The organism is Geodermatophilus sp. DSM 44513 (assembly GCF_032460525.1).
Classification (GTDB): Bacteria; Actinomycetota; Actinomycetes; order Mycobacteriales; family Geodermatophilaceae; genus Geodermatophilus.
Map to the genome: position 1 here is coordinate 3,274,390 of NZ_CP135963.1, position 17,706 is coordinate 3,292,095.

Annotated in this window: 19 protein-coding genes; 2 read left to right on the forward strand and 17 right to left on the reverse strand. The window is 74.4% G+C overall.

Going from position 1 to position 17,706, the window contains the following annotated elements:
* The first annotated feature begins 208 nt into the window (after positions 1–208).
* Together RTG05_RS15875 and RTG05_RS15880 are read left to right on the forward strand one after the other, a co-directional pair.
* Positions 209–1,201 carry an IS481 family transposase gene (locus tag RTG05_RS15875; RefSeq protein ID WP_166529209.1) on the forward strand — a complete coding sequence of 331 codons (993 nt, stop codon included), beginning with the start codon at positions 209–211 and terminating at the stop codon, positions 1,199–1,201.
* A gap of 77 nt (positions 1,202–1,278) precedes the next feature.
* Entirely contained in the window at positions 1,279–2,946 is a 1,668-nt protein-coding gene (locus tag RTG05_RS15880) for a TniQ family protein (RefSeq protein WP_315912583.1), read from the forward strand.
* A gap of 26 nt (positions 2,947–2,972) precedes the next feature.
* On the opposite strand, the gene RTG05_RS15885 is transcribed toward RTG05_RS15880, so the two are convergent.
* From RTG05_RS15885 to RTG05_RS15965, 17 genes are all read right to left on the reverse strand, one after another.
* Entirely contained in the window at positions 2,973–3,755 is a 783-nt protein-coding gene (locus RTG05_RS15885) for a hypothetical protein (RefSeq protein WP_166525919.1), read from the reverse strand.
* Positions 3,756–4,028: 273 nt separating this feature from the next.
* Positions 4,029–4,829, reverse strand: coding sequence for an RNA polymerase sigma factor WhiG (whiG, locus tag RTG05_RS15890; RefSeq protein ID WP_166525920.1), 801 nt, complete (start codon positions 4,827–4,829; stop codon positions 4,029–4,031).
* A gap of 115 nt (positions 4,830–4,944) precedes the next feature.
* Positions 4,945–5,880, reverse strand: coding sequence for a tyrosine recombinase XerC (locus tag RTG05_RS15895; protein WP_166525921.1), 936 nt, complete (start codon positions 5,878–5,880; stop codon positions 4,945–4,947).
* A 61-nt stretch (positions 5,881–5,941) separates the two neighbouring features.
* A complete protein-coding gene (dprA, locus tag RTG05_RS15900; RefSeq protein WP_166525922.1) occupies positions 5,942–7,198 on the reverse strand; it encodes a DNA-processing protein DprA in 1,257 nt (418 codons plus the stop codon).
* Positions 7,195–8,715, reverse strand: a complete 1,521-nt coding sequence (locus tag RTG05_RS15905; RefSeq protein ID WP_315911949.1) for a YifB family Mg chelatase-like AAA ATPase — start codon at positions 8,713–8,715, stop codon at positions 7,195–7,197. Before RTG05_RS15905 ends, dprA begins: the two co-directional genes overlap by 4 nt.
* Positions 8,712–9,071 (reverse strand): YraN family protein, encoded by a 360-nt coding sequence (locus RTG05_RS15910; protein WP_166525923.1) that lies wholly within the window; start codon positions 9,069–9,071, stop codon positions 8,712–8,714. The genes RTG05_RS15905 and RTG05_RS15910 overlap by 4 nt, the downstream gene beginning before the upstream one ends.
* Before the next feature lie 132 nt (positions 9,072–9,203).
* Positions 9,204–9,524 (reverse strand): DUF2469 domain-containing protein, encoded by a 321-nt coding sequence (locus RTG05_RS15915; RefSeq protein ID WP_166525924.1) that lies wholly within the window; start codon positions 9,522–9,524, stop codon positions 9,204–9,206.
* On the reverse strand, positions 9,521–10,297 hold the full coding sequence (locus tag RTG05_RS15920) for a ribonuclease HII (RefSeq protein WP_166525925.1): 777 nt from the start codon (positions 10,295–10,297) through the stop codon (positions 9,521–9,523). Before RTG05_RS15920 ends, RTG05_RS15915 begins: the two co-directional genes overlap by 4 nt.
* Positions 10,298–10,553: 256 nt before the next feature.
* Positions 10,554–11,261 (reverse strand): LuxR C-terminal-related transcriptional regulator, encoded by a 708-nt coding sequence (locus RTG05_RS15925; protein WP_315911950.1) that lies wholly within the window; start codon positions 11,259–11,261, stop codon positions 10,554–10,556.
* Between the two features lie 262 nt (positions 11,262–11,523).
* Complete coding sequence (lepB, locus tag RTG05_RS15930; RefSeq protein ID WP_166525926.1) at positions 11,524–12,450, reverse strand: signal peptidase I; 927 nt, start codon at positions 12,448–12,450, stop codon at positions 11,524–11,526.
* Between the two features lie 63 nt (positions 12,451–12,513).
* Positions 12,514–12,870, reverse strand: coding sequence for a 50S ribosomal protein L19 (gene rplS / locus RTG05_RS15935; protein ID WP_166525927.1), 357 nt, complete (start codon positions 12,868–12,870; stop codon positions 12,514–12,516).
* A 146-nt stretch (positions 12,871–13,016) separates the two neighbouring features.
* Positions 13,017–13,517: an NUDIX hydrolase gene (locus RTG05_RS15940; protein ID WP_166525928.1), complete on the reverse strand. Its 501-nt coding sequence runs from the start codon at positions 13,515–13,517 to the stop codon at positions 13,017–13,019.
* Positions 13,510–14,256, reverse strand: a complete 747-nt coding sequence (gene trmD, locus RTG05_RS15945) for a tRNA (guanosine(37)-N1)-methyltransferase TrmD (RefSeq protein ID WP_166525929.1) — start codon at positions 14,254–14,256, stop codon at positions 13,510–13,512. Before trmD ends, RTG05_RS15940 begins: the two co-directional genes overlap by 8 nt.
* Positions 14,253–14,774, reverse strand: a complete 522-nt coding sequence (gene rimM, locus RTG05_RS15950; protein ID WP_166525930.1) for a ribosome maturation factor RimM — start codon at positions 14,772–14,774, stop codon at positions 14,253–14,255. Before rimM ends, trmD begins: the two co-directional genes overlap by 4 nt.
* Positions 14,775–14,806: 32 nt before the next feature.
* Positions 14,807–15,043, reverse strand: a complete 237-nt coding sequence (locus RTG05_RS15955; RefSeq protein ID WP_089304126.1) for an RNA-binding protein — start codon at positions 15,041–15,043, stop codon at positions 14,807–14,809.
* A gap of 3 nt (positions 15,044–15,046) precedes the next feature.
* Positions 15,047–15,532 (reverse strand): 30S ribosomal protein S16, encoded by a 486-nt coding sequence (rpsP, locus tag RTG05_RS15960; RefSeq protein WP_166525931.1) that lies wholly within the window; start codon positions 15,530–15,532, stop codon positions 15,047–15,049.
* A gap of 324 nt (positions 15,533–15,856) precedes the next feature.
* Positions 15,857–17,614, reverse strand: a complete 1,758-nt coding sequence (locus tag RTG05_RS15965) for a proline--tRNA ligase (RefSeq protein ID WP_315911951.1) — start codon at positions 17,612–17,614, stop codon at positions 15,857–15,859.
* Positions 17,615–17,706 lie beyond the last annotated feature (92 nt).

The following is a 17,706-nucleotide window of genomic DNA, read 5'->3' on the forward strand; positions in this document are numbered from 1 at the left end:
CCGCACCCAAGCGAGACCCTCAGCGGTTATCTGCTCAACCTCGCGCACCGCCTCGGCTATCGGCCCATCGACCTAGCTGTACTGACCAGAGACGTTGGTCGAGGGCATGTGATCACGGGATCTGACTGACTGATCTTGTGGAGGGAGGACCTCCGGACGTGGAGTGGAGCTGCTGAAGGCACCCACCCACACAAACCCGGAGGTCCTCGTGGCCCACGCTAATGCCGCTCTGACTCCACGCCAGCGTCTGCGCCTGGCCCGCGCGGTGGTGGAGGACGACTGGACGGTCTCCTACGCCGCCGCGGTGTTCCAGGTCGCCTATCCGACGGCGAAGCGCTGGGTGGAGCGCTACCGCCAGGCCGGGCCGGCCGGCATGGCCGACCGCAGCTCCCGCCCGCACCGCAGCCCCCGGCGCACGCCGCGACCGCTGGTCCGGCGGATCGTGCACCTGCGCTGGCGGCACCGGCTCGGGCCGGTGGAGATCGGCGCCCGGCTGCGGGTACCGGCCTCCACGGTCTACGCGGTGTTGCGCCGCTGCCGGCTCAACCGCCTGTCCCACATCGACCGGCGCACCGGCGAGCGCGTCCGCCGCTACGAGCACGAGCGGCCCGGCTCGCTACTGCACGTCGACGTCAAGAAGCTGGGCAACATCCCCGACGGCGGCGGCTGGCGCTACGTCGGCCGCGCCCAGGGCGGCAAGAACCGGGCAGCAACCCCGGGCAAGCCCCGCAGCAAGCGCCGCGAACCGCTGCTGGGCACCGCGTTCGTGCACACCGTGCTCGACGACCACAGCCGGGTCGCCTACGCCGAGATCCACGACGACGAGACCGCCGCCACCGCCATCGGCGTGCTGCGCCGCGCGGTGGCCTGGTTCGCCGCCCGCGCCGTCACCGCCGAGCGGGTGCTGAGCGACAACGGCTCGGCCTACCGCTCCCACGCCTGGCGCGACGCCTGCCTCGAGCTCGGCATCACGCCCAAGCGGACCCGGCCCTACCGGCCACAGACCAACGGCAAGATCGAACGCTTCCACCGCACCATGGCCGACGGCTGGGCCTTCCGCCGGATGTTCCTCAGCGAACTCGCCCGCCGCCAGGCCCTGCCCGGCTGGCTGCACGAGTACAACCATCACCGGCCCCACACCGCGATCGGACGCCGCCCACCGATCACGCGACTGACCAACCTGTCTGGGCAGTACACCTAGCGCACCGCATCGGCCTGGAGCACACCGCCACCGCCGGAAGCATCGACACCACCTTCGGCGTCGCCCTCCCTACCGACATCGCCGGTCGGTTCGCGCACGCCTGCAACCTGACCGCCACCGAGGCAGTCGGGCTGACGCTGGCCCGGTGGGACGGGCTGCTGTTCGACATGACCACACCGGGAAAGGCAGCCCGCACGGCGCAGGGCAACGGCTGGTTCGTCCCCACCCTCACTCGCGCCTGCCCGCAATGCCTCGCCGACGTGGATCCACAGGCCCCGGACCGCGTTACCTGGCAGGCCGCCTGGAAGACGCCGTGGGCGGTGGCCTGCACCCGCCACGGCATCCTGCTGGAGGACACCTGCACCGGCTGCGGTCAACCGTTCGGCGCTACTGGCACCCGGATCCCCAGCCTGATACCGAACGCGGCGTTCGAACCGCTGCACCCCGCCGCCTGCCGCGCCCGCCCGACCGGCTCAGGGACCCTCTGCGGACATCGGATCGATCACCTGGACGCGCGTACCGCCCCGCACCTGGTTGTGGCGCTCCAGGAGCGTCTGGACGGGCTCCTCGACGGCAGCCGCACCCAGGCATGCAGCCTCGGTGTCCCGGTCAGCGCCGCTCAGTACCTCCGCGACCTCCGCGCGATCGCCGTCCTCCTTCAACTCGCCGACCACCGCCGACCACTGGCGCCCCTGCCGAGTGAGTTCACCGAGGCGCTCGCCGCCCACCTGGACGCCCGCAACGAGCGCCGTGCCACCCGCCGCGAGAACGACCGCACCGACCGGACCTGGACCGAACCGCCCACCAGCACCCACGTGCTTGCATCGCTGCTGCACCAGGCCGCGGCCGTCCTGGACCTGCCAGCACCCGAAGACGCCCGCGGGCTGCTGCCACCACTGGTCGAGGCCGCCAACGAGCGAGAGCGTCTCGCCTGGGGCCGCATCCGCTCCGCCGCCCAACCCTCCGACGGACTCTTCCGCTACTTCGCGCCCAACCGGTCGGGCACCTTCAGCGTGCACATGCTGCGCGCGGCCTGCACCGCCACGCTGACGATCACCAGCGACCAGGCCCCGGCCTACCTGGAGCCCGAGCGCTACGAGCGGTGGTTCGCCACCTTCGACCCCTCCGAGCAACGCAACATCCGCCGGGCCGTCCCGATCGCCATCACCCAACTCGTCGAAGACTGCGACCTCGACACCGCCGCCGACCGGCTCGGCACCCCACGGGTCAGTGCCCAAGCCGCCCTCATCCGCGCCGGACGGGCCTGCAAGCGCACCGACCGGGACGACGAGTTCCGCAGGCTGATCGGCCTGGCCGCCGAAGACCTTCAGGCCCACCCAATCGACTACGGCCACCGCCGCCGCCACCTCAACGCCGCCTGGAACATCCCCGAGCCCGACTGGCAGCACCTGCGCGAGGCCATGCTTGCCGCCCGCGTCGCCCGCAAGGACACTCCCTGGGAACAGCGCCGCACCGATCTGCGCATCTGGCTGTGGAGCGAGATCACCAGCGGCGACCCCGCCCTCGCGCCCATGATCCAAACCGAGTCGGCAGCCCGCCGCTCGACCGACCTCGCCATCTCCTCCTACAGCACCCTGCGCCGTCGGGCGGTCCCCGCCCTGGAACAGATCGTGACCAAGTACGCCGAAGGACTCGCCGCGAGCATCGACGCCCACCGTCCTGATCGGGACAGGGCGGCGACCGACCTCCCGTTCAAGCGCAGCCTGGACAGCCCAGCAGCCTGACTCGGATTAGCGGCGCCGGGCGGCGGTCATGGGCAGACGCTCCGCGCGTCCAGCAGGTTGAACCCGTTCGCCAGGAGACCGTGGGCGCATAGGTAGGGGTTGGCCAACGCCTCGATGCTGCCGCCCGCCTCGAACGGCGCCACTCCGTCGCTGTCCGGGCCACCGGCCTGCCGAGTCCCAGGCTGACCGAAGACAGACCACGCAAGTCCATGCGCAGCCGCCGACCCGCGACGCCACTCAACCTTGGCGGCCAACGCCATCTCTGGCCGTCCCCACGTTGCATCGGCCGCCAGTCCAATGGTTCTGGTGGCCTCGAACGCCGACTTCTGTTCGTCCGCCGCCCGCTTCTGAGCGAGTTCGGCGAGACGCTGCTCAACGAGCCTCTTCACGCCTTCGGTGTCAGCGTCCGGACCTGGAGGCAGGTCCTGTAGATCCCGGAGAAACTTCCGGAACTCGTCGTACACGTGCCGCGTCAGCGTCCGAGCGTTGCTTATCCGGTCTTCACGCTCGTCCGGTGCCAGTATCCAGACCACCTGGGCCGCTGCGAGCGTTGCGGTTCGGATCAGCGACGCCTGCGCGAACGGAAACAACTGCCGAGCGTCGATGTGAACCCGGACCGCCTGGAGGTGGTCTCGCGCAGCAGCCAGCCCTGACACCGCGACCTGACTCATCGGGAAGACCGGCCAATCCCGGTCATCCTCGGCGAGGTCGCTCCCCGGCTCCGGGAGATGCACGTCGGCAAGGCGCTGTCCCCACAGGTCCAGATCCCCGAAAGTCTCACGAACCTGGTCTAGGGGACTACCGCTCACTGCTCAAGCCTCCTGGCTCCAGCGGTGGGGCGCGCCGGTCCTGTTCAACTGTGGTGTCCAAGAAGTGCGGTCCTGCTCAACTGTGATGTCCAATGCGCGTCCTGCTCAACTGTGATGTCCACCGCGGGTCCTGCTCATCTGTGGTGTCCAAAGCGACGCCAAGAGGGGCTGACCGAGGCTAGAACCGCAGGACGCGCTGCTCAACTGTACTGTCCACCGACGCTTCTGCTCACCTTCGGTGTCCATTGCTCAACTATCGAGTCCAGTCACACGTCAGGCGATGTCGGCGAGCTTGGTGCGCAGGTGCAGCACCGCCTTGGTGTGCAGCTGGCAGATCCGGCTCTCGGTGACGCCGAGGACGCGGCCGATGTCGGCCAGGGTCAGCCCCTCGAAGTAGTACAGGCTGACCACGACCTTCTCCCGCTCGGGCAGCTGCTCGACCGCGCGGGCCAGCATCTGGCGGGCCTCGCCGTGCTCGGCCATGGCCTGCGGGTCCAGCGCGCTGGTGTCCTGCAGCGTGTCGACCAGGCGCGGGGCCCCGCCCTCGTCGTCCGACAGCAGCTCGTCGAGGGCGACGACGTTGACCAGAGAGAGCTGGCCGAGGAACTTCCGGACGTCCTCGACGTCCATCTCCATCTCCGCGGCCACCTCCTCCTCGGTGGGGCTGCGCTGCAGCCGGCTCTCCAGGGCCGCGACCGTGCGCTCGAACTGCCGGGCCCTCATCCGCACCGACCGCGGGATCCAGTCGGTGCTGCGGAGCTCGTCGATGATCGCGCCGCGGATGCGCGCCATCGCGTAGCTCTCGAACTTGACCTCGCGGGAGGGCTGGTACCGGGTGATCGCGTCGATCAGGCCGAAGGTGCCGTAGGAGACCAGGTCGGCCTGCTCCACGTGCGCGGGCAGGCCGCTGCCGACGCGGCCGGCGACGAACTTCACCAGCGGCGCGTAGTGCAGGATCAGCCGGTCGCGCAGCTCGGGCGCACGGTCGGCGACGTAGCCGGACCACAGGTCGGCGAGGACGGCGTCGGCGTCGTCCGGGGTGTCGTGCAGCCGGTGGATGGCGGCCTCGGTCACGGTCTGCGCTCCCGACGGTCGGAGGCACCGGTCAGGTGTCCTCGGGATGGGCACGGGGTGGTGCGCGATCGGGTGGCGCGCACGCCAACTGTGTCAGACACGCGGAGCACTCCGGTCAGGCGCGCGGGTGTGCACGGGCGTGCACGGCCCGGAGCCGGTCGACGGTCACGTGCGTGTAGAGCTGGGTGGTGGCCAGGCTGGCGTGGCCGAGCAGCTCCTGGACCAGCCGCAGGTCCGCGCCGCCCTCGAGCACGTGGGTGGCCACCGAGTGCCGCAGCCCGTGCGGGCCGATGTCGGGGGCGCCCGGCGCGGCGGCCACCGCGGTGTGCACCGTGCGGCGCGCCTCGCGCGGGTCCAGCCGCCCGCCGCGCACGCCCAGCAGCAGCGCCGGCCCGCAGCGCTCGGTGGCCAGGGCCGGCCGGCCCCGGGTGAGCCAGGCGTCCAGCGCCCGCTCGGCCGGGGCGCCGTAGGGGACGGTGCGCTCCTTGCGGCCCTTGCCGAGGACCCGCAGCAGCCGCCGGGCGCGGTCGACGTCGTCGACGTCCAGGCCGACCAGCTCGCTGACCCGGATGCCGCTGGCGTAGAGCAGTTCGAGGACGACGGCGTCGCGCAGGCCGACCGGGTCCTGCGCGCCGGCGGCGGAGTCGACCACGGCCCGGGCCTGGTCTGGGGCGAGCACCTCGGGCAGCGTGCGGTGGGCCTTGGGGCTGACCAGGCGCAGGCCGACGTCCTCCGGCGTCCGACCGGTGCGCCGCAGCCAGCGGGTCAGCGACCGGGCGGCCGCGGCGCGTCGGGCGATGGTGGCCCGGCCGGCGCCGCGGGTGCGGTTGTGCGCCAGCCAGCTGCGCAGCGCGGCCAGGTCCAGGTCCTCGATCCGCGTGCCGCCGCGCCGCACGAGGTGTTCCAGCAGCCAGGTCGCGTCACCCACGTAGGCGCGCACGGTGTGCGCGGAGAGGTCGCGCTGCCAGCGCAGGTGCTCCTCGTAGGCCGCCAGCACCTCCGCCAGCGCCGGCGGCAGCGCGGCCCGCACGTCGGCGGTGCGAGCGGTCACCTGCACACGGTCGGACGCGGTCCACCGCGGGTCAAGCCGAAGCGCCGACCCGGCCGTCCGCTCACGCCCTCCCCGGGGTCCGCGTGCGGGCCAGCCGCCACCCGGCGTCGGTGCACTCGACCAGGTCGGCGAGCTCGAGCACGGGCAGCACGCGGAGCACCTCGAGGACGTCGCAACCGGCCACCCTCGCCAGTCGCTCGGGGCCGACGGCGTTGCGGACGGGGCAGGCGTCGAGCACCCGGACGGCGAGGTCGGACAGCCCGTCGCGCGTGCCGGTGGGGCGCTCCGGCGGGTCGGCGAGGTCCTCCCCCAGCCGGCCGACCGTCTCCACCACGTGCGCGGCGCCACTGACCAGGACGGCACCCAGCTCGGTGTCGCGCAGCAGCTCGTGGCAGCCCACCGACATCGCCGAGGTGACCGGCCCGGGCACGACCATGAGCTGCCGCCCCAGCCGCTGCGCCCGCCGGGCGGTGGCCTGCGCGCCGGACCGGGCCGCAGCCTCGACCACCACCGTGCCGCGGGTGAGCCCGGCGATGAGCCGGTTGCGCACCAGGAAGCGGTGCCGGTGCGGAGCGGCGCCGGGCGGCCACTCGCTGACCAGCAGGCCGGACTCGGCGATGCGGTGGAACAGCGCCCCGTGCGCGGCCGGGTAGGCCCGGTCCACGCCGCAGGCCAGCACCGCCACGGTCGGGCCGTCAGCGGCGAGCGCACCCCGGTGTGCGGCCGCGTCGATGCCGAACGCCCCGCCGGAGACCACCGTCCAGCCGCGCTCCCCCAGCTGGTGGCCGAGCTCGGCGGCGACGTGCTCGCCGTAGGCGGTCGAGGCACGGGCGCCGACGACCGCCACCGACCGCTCGGCCAGCTCGTCGAGCCGGGCGGGACCACGCACCCACAGGGCCACCGGCGGCACGAGGGAGACCGTGCGCGCCGGGTGGTGCTGCGGCTCCTCGGGTTCCCCGGCGGTGGCCAGCGCCAGGCCGTGCAGCGGGCCGCCCGGCCACTCGTCGTCCTCGGGGACCACCAGCCGCGCACCGCACCGCTGCGCCCGCAGCAGATCGGTCAGCGAGGCGTCCTGCCCGGCCCGGGCGCCCACCAGCGCCTGTACGGCGTCCGGCGCCCGGCCGGCCCGCAGCCGGCGCACCGCCTCCACCGGACCGGCGTCCTCGACGAATCGCCAGAAGACGACGCTGCCGGGCTCGGCCGCCCGGCTCAGCCACGCGCGGGCGCGGCGCACCGCGGGGCCGGCGGTGCCGTCGACGCCTCCCGGCTCCACCAGGCCCTGCTCCATGTCCTCGTCGAGGCCCGGGACGGCGGTCATGCGGCGGTCCGCTGCAGGCGCAGGCCGAGGGCCTCGGCGACGTCGTCCGCCGCCGGGACCGTCCGGCCGGCCAGGTCGGCGAGCGTCCAGGCCACCCGGAGCACGCGGTCGTGGCCGCGGACCGACAGCGCCCCGCGCTCCAGGGCACGCTCGACCAGCCGCAGCGCCGGGCGCGGTGGTGACCACCGCTCCCGCAGCAACCGGCCGGGGACCTGGCTGTTCACCGCCAGGCCGGTGCCGTGCAGTCGGGCCGCCGCGGCCTCCCGGGCGCGGGCGACCCGGCCGGCGACGACGGAGGTCGGCTCGGGGGCCGCGCCCACCTCCAGCCAGGCGGCCCGGGTGACCGCAGGGAGGTCGACGCGCAGGTCGATGCGGTCCAGCAGCGGGCCGGACAGCCGGGTCTGGTACCGCCGGCGCTCCAGCGGGCTGCAGGTGCAGGCGGTGTCCCCGGCGGCGCTGGCGCACGGGCAGGGGTTGGCCGCCAGCACCAGCTGGGCGCGGCACGGGAAGGTGGCCGCACCGCTGGCCCGCGAGATGGTCACCGACCCGCGCTCCAGCGGCTGGCGCAGTGTGTCGAGCACCGCCCGCGGGAACTCCGGCGCCTCGTCCAGGAACAGCACCCCGCGGTGGGCCCGGCACAGCGCGCCGGGGCGGATCAGCCCCGACCCGCCACCGACGAGTGCGGCCATCGTCGCCGAGTGGTGCGGGGCCTCGAAGGTCGGGCGGGTCACCAGTGGGGAGTCCGGCGGCAGCGTCCCGGCGACGGAGTGGATGGCGGTGACCTCCAGGGCCGCTTGCTCGTCCAGCGGCGGCAGCAGCCCGGGCAACCGCTCGGCGAGCATCGTCTTGCCGGCTCCGGGGGGCCCGCTGAGGAACAGGTGGTGCCCGCCGGCGGCCGCGACCTCGACCGCGCGGCGGCCGACCGGCTGGCCGACGACGTCGCCCAGGTCCGGGCCCGGGGGCGCCGGGGGCAGCGGGCCGCGGGTGTGCCGGGGCAGCGGCGCCCGCCCGGTCAGGTGGGCGACGACCTCGGTGAGCGTGCCGGCGGCCAGCACCTCGACGCCCTCGACCAGCGCGGCCTCCCCGGCGTTGCCCGTGGGCACGACCACCGTGGGGTGCCCGGCGCGGGCGGCGGCGAGGACGGCGGGCAGCACACCGCGGACGGCGCGCACCGAACCGTCGAGCCCGAGCTCCCCGACCAGCACCAGCCGGTCCACCGACGCCGCCGGCACCGCGCCGTCGGCCGCGAGGACGGCGGCGGCCAGTGCCAGGTCGAAGCCGCTGCCCTGCTTGGGCATCGAGGCCGGGGACAGCCCGATGGTGATCCGGCGCATCGGCCACCTCCCGCCGGCGTTGACCACCGCCGCCCGCACCCGGTCCACCGACTGGCGCACGACGGCGTCGGGGAGCCCGACGAGCACCACGCCGGGCACGCCGGAGGACAGGTCCACCTCGACGTCGACCATCGCGCCGTGCACGCCGGCCAGGCCGACCGACCAGGTCCGCGCCAGCGTCACGAGAACGCCGCCCGCAGGTGGGTGACCAGGGCCGGTCGGCCGGCGCGCACCAGCACGGCGACGACGTCGAAGCGGAGGTCCGGCGCGTGCTCGTCGTGCGCGGCCAGCCACCGCTGGGCCAGCGTGCGCAGCCGGCGCTGCTTGGCGTGCCCGACGGCCTCCGCGGGGTGCCCGAAGCCGACCGCGCGGCGCGTCTTGACCTCGCAGAAGACCAGCGCGTCGCCCTCGCGGGCGACGATGTCGAGCTCGCCCTCGCGGCACCGCCAGTTGCGGTCGAGGACCCGCAGGCCGCGGTCGGTCAGGTAGGCGGCGGCGATGCGCTCACCGTGGGTGCCGAGGTCGGATGTGGTGGACACACCGCGACCGTCGTCCCACGTGAGGGGCACCCGCCAGGCCCCGCGGCGGTCTGTGGACGGGCGGGGTGCCTGTGGACCGTCCGCAGCCGGGCGTCGCCGCCGGAGGGCAGGGTGCCTGGGGTGACGCGCAGGTCAGGTCAGCCGGGGGCCCTCGGGCAGCTCGAGGTCGGGCTTGTCCAGCTCCTCGACGTTGACGTCCTTGAACGTCAGCACCCGGACGTTGCGCACGAAGCGGGCCGGCCGGTACATGTCCCAGACCCAGGCGTCGGAGAGCTTGAGCTCGAAGTAGACCTCGCCGGCGGCCTCGCGCACCTGCAGGTCCACGGAGTTGGCCAGGTAGAACCGGCGCTCGGTCTCCACCACGTAGGTGAACTGCCGGACGATGTCCCGGTACTCGCGATAGAGCTGCAGCTCCATCTCGGTCTCGTACTTCTCCAGGTCCTCGGTGCTCATCGCGGCTCTCCGGAGACAGGGGGCATGGCCCCATCATCGACCATCGCCGCGGAGCCGGTCAGCTGGAGTCCCCGACCGGCGTGTGCCGCACGGGCCCGCGCCACGTTGACGAACCGCGCGCGGTGCGCCGGGCAGGGCCCGTGACGCCGGAGGGCGGCGTCGTGTGCCGCGGTGCTGTAGCCCTTGTGGACGGCGAAGTCGTACTGCGGCCAGCGCTCGTGCAGGTCCAGCATGATGCGGTCCCGGGTGACCTTGGCCAGCACCGACGCCGCCGCCACGCACGCCGCCACCCGGTCGCCCTTCCACACCGCCAGCGCCGGACGGGCCAACCCCGGGACCGGGAAGCCGTCGGTGAGCACGTAGTCCGCGCCGGGGTCCAGGCCCCACACCGCGCGGCGCAGGGCCTCGATGTTGGTCACGTGCATGCCGCGCGCGTCGAGGTCGGCGACCGGCAGGACGACCACCGACCACGCCTGCGCCCGCTGCACGACCTCCTCGTAGACCCGCTCCCGTGCCGCGGCCGTGAGCAGCTTGGAGTCGGCCAGGCCGGGCACCCGGCCGCGGCGGCCGGCCGGCAGGACGCAGGCGGCGGCGACCAGCGGGCCGGCGCAGGCCCCGCGGCCGGCCTCGTCGGCACCGGCGACCGCGGCGAACCCACGGCGGCGCAGCGCGCGTTCCATGTCCCAGAGCGCGTCGGGCCGGTCCCCGGAGGCGGTCGCGCCGGGGGCGCGCAGCGCCGTCCCGGGAGGTGCTGGGGTGGTGCGGAGGGCCATCGCGGACCGACAGTACGACCCCCGCCACCGGGCGCGGGCGGGGCCCGGGAGGCGACGACGCCACGGGCCGGCCCCTGGGGTCAGAGGGGGGCCGGCCCGTGGACGGTGGGGCGCCGGTCGAGCCGGCGAGCCGGGGGGCAGGGGCGGCCCCGTCCCGAGGCTCGCCGTGAGCCTGCGAACGGTGAGGAGGACGGGCGGCCACCCTGCAGGGTCCCGCGGCGAGCCTGCGAGCCGTGGGGGGCAGGGTGGTCCTTCCTCAGGCCTCGGCGGGGGCCAGGGCGAGGGTGCTGCAGGTGCACGCCGCGGGGGTGCGCGAGGACAGCACCAGGGAGACCGCGTGGGCCCGGTCGCGGGCACCGAGCTTGCGCAGGATCGCCTTGACGTGGGACTTGACGGTGTCCTCGCTGATGAACAGGTTGCGGCCGATCTGGCGGTTGGACTGGCCCTGCAGCAGCTCGTCGAGGACGTCGGACTCGCGGCGGGTCAGCGGCACCTCGGGGGTGAACGGCTTGGCGACCGGAGCGCCCGACGGCTCGACCCGGCGGATCTGCGGGTCCACGACGGTGCGGCCGGCGCGGGCGGCCAGGATGGCCCAGCCCAGCAGGGTCGGCGAGGTGTTGATCATGAGGTAGCCGCGGACGCCGGCGGCCAGCGCCTCGTTCACCACGGCCGGGTCCTCGGAGGTGCCCAGGGCCACGATCGTCACCCGCGGGTACCGGCGGCGCAGGTCGCGGCAGGCGTTGAGGGTGGCGGCGCGGCCGGGACCCAGCTCCACGACCACCGCGTCGGGGCGGGCGGTCTCCACCAGCGTGAGGGCGCGGCGCAGCTCGCCCGGGGTGCCGACCGACTGCATGCCGGCGGTCTCGTTGACCATGCTGACCAGCCCACGGCGCAGGACCGGCGCATCGGCGAGGATGAGCACGCGGGTGACGCCACGGGCGGCGTTCGCCATGGGTGCGGACACGATGGGCTCCATTTCACACATCCGGTGGATCTCTCACGAACTCCATCGGACGGGTGAGATGGGTGCTTGAACGCTTTTCCAACCTTTTCCGGTCTTTTCTCGCGGAACCGATCGGAATGGCGTCGGGTCACATCAGCCCCATCGAATGGTCGTGTCACCCATTCGTGTCGACATGGTGACGCCATTTCCGGCACCACCCGGGGACGACGCGACCCGCACGCCCCGGGGTCGGGGGTGCGGGTCGTCGCAGCGGCAGGGTCGGTCAGTGGGGACGCGAGCGGCGCCGTCGTCGCCAGGCGGTGAGCGGCACGGCCCCCACCAGGCCCAGCGCGTACGGCGCCGCGGCCGCGGCCGGGCCGGAGACCGGCATCGGCCGGGCGGCGGCCTCGGTGCCCTGGATGTCCGGTGCGGCCAGGGTGCCGATCCGGTCCAGCGGCCAGACGATCAGCGCGGCCCTGCCCACGACGTCGTCCACCGCGACCGTCCCGGACCACTGGTCGCCGATGTGGTGCGTGGAATCCGCGGAGGCCGAGCGGTGGTCACCCATGACCCACAGCCGGCCCTCGGGGACGGTGACCGGCCCGAACGCGCGGCTCTCCAGCGGGGTGTTCTCGAAGATGTAGGGCTCCTCGAGCGGCTCGCCGTCCACCGTGACCCGGCCCTCGGCGTCGCAGCACTGCACCGTCTGCCCACCGGTGGCGATGACCCGCTTGACGAAGTCGTCCTCGCTGGGGGGGGCCACCCCGATGGCGCGGCCCAGCCACAGCAGGCTGCTGGCGGCCCAGTTCTCGGGCTCGGCCACCTGCACCTCCGGCGTCCAGCTCTCCGGCCCCTCGAACACGACGATGTCGCCGGGCTCGGGCTCGCCGAACCAGTAGGGCACCTTGTTGACCAGCACGCGATCGCCGGTGCAGCCGGGGCAGCCGCGCAGCGTCTGCTCCATGGAGCCCGACGGGATGAAGAACGCCTGGACGAGGAAGGTCTTCACCAGCAGCGCCAGCACGAAGGCGGTCAGCAGGAGCACCGGCAGCTCACGCAGCAGCGAGCCCTTCTCCTCCTTGCCACCCCGGCGTCCGTGGCGCCCGGAGGTCCCGCTGAGGGGGCCGGTGTCGGCGGTGGACCCGGTCGCCCGGGGGTCCTCCCCCTCCGGGACGACGTCGGCGGGCCCTCCGGGCCGGTTGCTGCTCATCGGAGCCAGCCTACGGCCGCGGGGGACCCGCCGTGGTCGAGCGGGCGCCGGGCCCGCGTCGTGTCAGCGCGCGACGGTCTCGCGCTTCTCCTTGATCTTGGCGGCCTTGCCGCGCAGCTCGCGCAGGTAGTACAGCTTGGCCCGGCGCACGTCACCGCGGGTCAGGACCTCGATCTTCTCCACGACCGGGGTGTGCACCGGGAAGGTGCGCTCCACGCCGACGCCGAAGCTGACCTTGCGGACGGTGAAGGTCTCGCGGATGCCGCCGTTCTGGCGGCGGATGACCACGCCCTGGAAGACCTGGATGCGCGAGCGGTTGCCCTCGATGACGCGCACGTGCACCTTCACCGTGTCGCCCGGGCGGAACTGGGGGATGTCGTCGCGCAGGGAGTCGGCGTCGAGTACGTCCAGGGTGTTCATCGCGGCAGTCCTGTCCTCACGGTCATGTCGGTGCAGTGCGGACGGCAGCCGGCTCCGGCTGTCCGATCCGGGGAGCCGCACTCCGGCGGGGAGTGCGGCGTCGACGCAGCGGTGCGTCCGCAGCAGCTCTCTACTGTGCCACAGCCTCAGCCGGCGAAACGCGGCGGCCCCGTCCACGGTCCGGCGGCCAGCTCCGGCAGCGACGCGGCGAGACCGGCGGGCACGAACACCTCGGTGCTCGCGGCGATCTCCTCGGCGCTCCACCACCGGTGCGGCTGGTCCTCGTGGGCCTCCAGCTCGGTCTGGCCGCGCACGTCCACCCGGTGCACCACGTCGCGGAGCAGGAAGTAGGTCTCCCGCGCGTCCACCGGCTCGCCGAGCAGGGGCGCGACCGCGCGCCGCAGCCAGACCGGGCCCTCCAGCTGCGCCGGCTGCACCACCAGGCCGATCTCCTCGGCCAGCTCGCGCACGGCCGCCGCACGCACCGTCTCGCCGGTCTCGACCCTGCCGCCGGGGGTGTACCAGTACAGGACGGGGCCGGGCGGTGTGGCCAGGTCGCGGAGCCGGGCGCCGAAGAGCAGCACCCGCCCCGCGGGGTCGAGCACGAGCACCCGGGCGGCGGCCCGCACCCGCGGGCGGTCACCCACCCGCGTCGAGGACGGCGCGGTCGGCCTCGCCCAGCGCCCCGTCGGGCAGCGCGGCCAGCAGGTCCGGCCGGCGGGCCGCCGTCCGCCGCAGCGACTCCGCCCGCCGCCACCGCGCGATGGCGGCGTGGTCGCCGGACAGCAGCACCGACGGGACGTCGTGGCCGCGCCAGGAGGCCGGCCGGGTGTAGGCCGGGCCCTCCAGCAGGCCGTCGGCGTGCGAGTCGTACTCCACGGACTCCCGGTTGCCGACGACGCCGGGCAGCAGCCGGGTCACCGCCTCCACCATGACGAGCACGGCGGACTCGCCGCCGGCCAGCACGTAGTCCCCGATCGAGACCTCCGACACCGGCCCGGCCCCCGCCGCCCAGTCGGCGACCCGCTGGTCGATGCCCTCGTAGCGGCCGCAGGCGAAGACCAGGCCCGGCTCGGCCGCCCACTGCGTGGCCAGGGCCTGCGTGAACGGTCGGCCCGCCGGGGTGGGCACGACCAGCCGGGTGCCCGGCGGGCGGACGGCCTCCAGCGCCCGGGCCCACGGCTCGGGCTTCATCACCATGCCGGGGCCGCCGCCGTAGGGGGCGTCGTCCACGGTGCGGTGCAGGTCGTCGGTCCACTGCCGCAGGTCGTGCACGCCGACGGCGACCAGGCCGCGCTCGGCGGCCCGGCCCAGCAGCGACTGGCGCAGCGGGGCGAGGTACTCGGGGAAGATGGTGATGACGTCGACCCGGAACGGCGGGCTCACAGGTCGAGCAGCCCCTCGGGCGGGTCCACGACGAGGGAGCCACCGGCGAGGTCGACGGTCGGCACGATCGCGGTGACGAACGGCACCAGCAGCTCCCCGCCGCCGACCCGGCGGACGACGAGCAGCTCGGCACCCTCGTGGCGGACCGCGTCGACGGTGCCGAGCTCCGCGCCGTCGGGCAGCCGGGCGGTCAGGCCGACGAGCTGGTGGTCGTAGAAGACGTCGTCCTCGAGCGGCGGGAGCTCGGCCACCGGCACGTGCAGCTCGGTGTTGCGCAGCTCCTCGGCGGCCTCGCGGCTGACCACCCCGTCGAGGGCCAGCAGCAGCACCTGGCCGTTCCAGCGGTGCCCCACGACGGTCAGCGGGCCGCGGCCGGCGGGGTCGGTGCGCAGCACGCTGCCGGGGGCGAACCGGAGATCGGGGTCGTCGGTGCGCACCTCCACGGTCACCTCCCCGCGGACACCGTGGGGCCGGCCGATGCGGCCGACCACCACGGTGTCGTCGGGCTCTGGGTCCACGGTGCGGTGCTCGAGGTGCTCGGAGGGGACGGTCAGCGCCCGTCGGTGTCGACGACGTCGACCCGCAGGCCCCGGCCGCCCACCCCGGTCATCACCGTGCGCAGCGCCCGCGCGGTGCGCCCACCGCGGCCGATGACCTTGCCGAGGTCGTCGGGGTGCACCCGGACCTCGAGGGTCTTGCCGCGACGGTTGGTCAGCAGGTCGACCGTGACCTCCTCGGGGTGGTCCACGATGCCCTTGACCAGGTGCTCGAGCGCCTCTTCGAGCACGGACTACTCGGCGGCCGTCGTGGGAGCACCACCGGAGGCCGCGCCCTCGCCGCCGGCACCGGCGGCCTCGGCCACCGTGTCGGCGGGCGACTCGGCCCGCGGGGCGGCCTTCTTCTTCGGGGTGGTGGCGCCGGCGGCCGGCTCCTCGCCTCCGGAGTTGCGGACGGCGTCCTCGTAGATGGCCTTCTTGTCCGGCTTCGGGGCGGCGACGCGCATGGGCGGCGGCGCGGCCTCGCCCTTGAACCTCTGCCAGTCGCCGGTGACCCGGAAGATGGCCGCGACCGGCTCGGTCGGCTGGGCACCGACACCCAGCCAGTACTGCGCCCGCTCGGAGTCGACCTCGATGAAGGAGGGCTCCTCCTTGGGGTGGTACTTGCCGATCGTCTCGATGACCCGGCCCTCGCGCTTGGTGCGGGAGTCGGCGACGACGATGCGGTAGTACGGGGCACGCATCTTGCCCAGACGCATGAGCTTGATCTTGGTGGCCACGGTGGGTGGGGTTCTCCTCGAACGCTGTCTGTCGGTGCTCGCCGGACGGACGCGTGGGGTTGCGCCGGGGCGGAGCCAGGGACACGGCCGGCAGCGGTGAGAGGGCCGCGCACCGCCGTGTTCGACCGACCATGATGCCAGACGGCGCACCGGCGCCGTCCGGCCCCTCGGGCCCGGGCCGGGACCGCGGACCGCAGCCCACTGCTGGACCGGCTCCACCTGGACTGACCTGCCGCTGCCGGCGGTGGCCCACCGGTGCGGGTCCACCGATCCCTCGGTGTCCGGCCGGGCCTCCCGCGCGGCCCGCGGCACGACGCCGTCGCACTACCGGGATCGGGCCGCCGAAGGCTGACGGACGGCGGTCAGCACCGCCGCGGCGGCCTCGGTCACCGGGACCTCCGACCGCTCCCCGGTGGCCCGGTCCCGCAGCTCGACGACGCCCTGGGCGAGCCCCCGGCCGACGGTGACGATGGTCGGCATCCCCAGCAGCTCGGCGTCCTTGAACTTCACGCCGGGTGAGACCCGCGGCCGGTCGTCGTAGAGCACGGTGAGCCCGGCGGCGACCAGCTCGCCGGACAGCGCCTCGGCGGCCTCGAACACCGCCGCGTCCTTGCCGGTGGCCACCACGTGCACGTCGGCGGGCGCGACCTCCCGCGGCCAGACCAGGCCCAGCTCGTCGTGCGTGGACTCCGCGATCGCGGCCACGGCACGGGAGACGCCGATGCCGTAGGAGCCCATGGTGACGGTGACGAGCTTCCCGTTCTCGTCGAGCACCTGCAGGCCGAGGGCGTCGGCGTACTTGCGGCCGAGCTGGAAGATGTGGCCCAGCTCCACGCCGCGGGCCAGCTCCAGCGGGCCGGAGCCGTCGGGGGCGGGGTCGCCGGGCAGCACCTCGGCGGCCTCGATGACGCCGTCCCAGGTGAAGTCCCGGCCGGCGACGAGGTCGAACACGTGCCTCCCCGGCTCGTTGGCCCCGGTGATCCACCGGCTGCCGGGCACCACCCGCGGGTCGACCAGGTAGCGGATGCCGGCCTTGCCCCCGCTGCCGAGCACCTGCGGGCCGATGTAGCCCTTGACCAGCTCCGGGTGGGCGGCGAAGTCGGTGAACGGCTGCACCTCGGCCGGCGCGACCTGGGCCTCCAGCCGCTTGGCGTCCACCTCGCGGTCGCCGGGCAGGCCGACGACCAGCGGTTCGCGGGTGCCGTCGGGGTGCACGAGCGTGACCACGACGTTCTTCAGCGTGTCCGCGGCGGTGTACCCGGCGTCCGGGAACAGCTGCCGCGCCACCGCGACCAGCGTCTCGATGGTCGGGGTGTCCGGGGTGTCCTCGACGTGCGCGGCCGGCAGGCCCTCGATCGGCACCTCGTCCGGGACGACGGTGGTCACCGCCTCGACGTTGGCCGCGTAGCCGCCGGCCGAGCGGACGAAGGTGTCCTCCCCGATGGGGGTCGGGTGCAGGAACTCCTCGCTGCGGGACCCACCCATCGCCCCCGACATCGCCGAGACGATCACGTACTCCAGGCCGAGGCGGTCGAAGACGCGGATGTAGGCCTCGCGGTGCGCCGCGTAGCTCGCGTCCAGCCCGGCGTCGTCGACGTCGAAGGAGTAGCTGTCCTTCATGGTGAACTCACGGCCGCGGAACAGCCCGGCCCGGGGCCGCGCCTCGTCCCGGTACTTGGTCTGGATCTGGTACAGGGACAGCGGCAGGTCCTTGTAGGAGCTGTACAGATCCTTCACCAGGAGGGTGAACACCTCCTCGTGGGTGGGGCCGAGCAGGTGGTCCACGCCGCGGCGGTCCTGCAGCCGGAAGAGGTTGGGGCCGTACTCGGTCCACCGGCCGGTGGCCTCGTAGGGCTCGCGCGGCAGCAGCGCCGGGAAGTGCACCTCCTGGGCGCCCATCGCGTCCATCTCCTCGCGGACGACGCGCTCGACGTTGCGGAAGACCCGGTAGCCCAGCGGCAGCCAGGTGAACCCGCCCGGCGCGGCCCGCCGGATGTAGCCGCCGCGCACCAGCAGGCGGTGGCTGGGGACCTCGGCGTCGGCCGGGTCGTCGCGCAGGGTGCGCAGGAACAGGGTCGACATACGGAGGAGCACCGCAGGAGTCTCCCAGGCGCCCGGCGGCGGCCGCGCGGGAGTTCCCGGCGTCCGGGCTCACCTCCGCGGGTCCGGGCTCA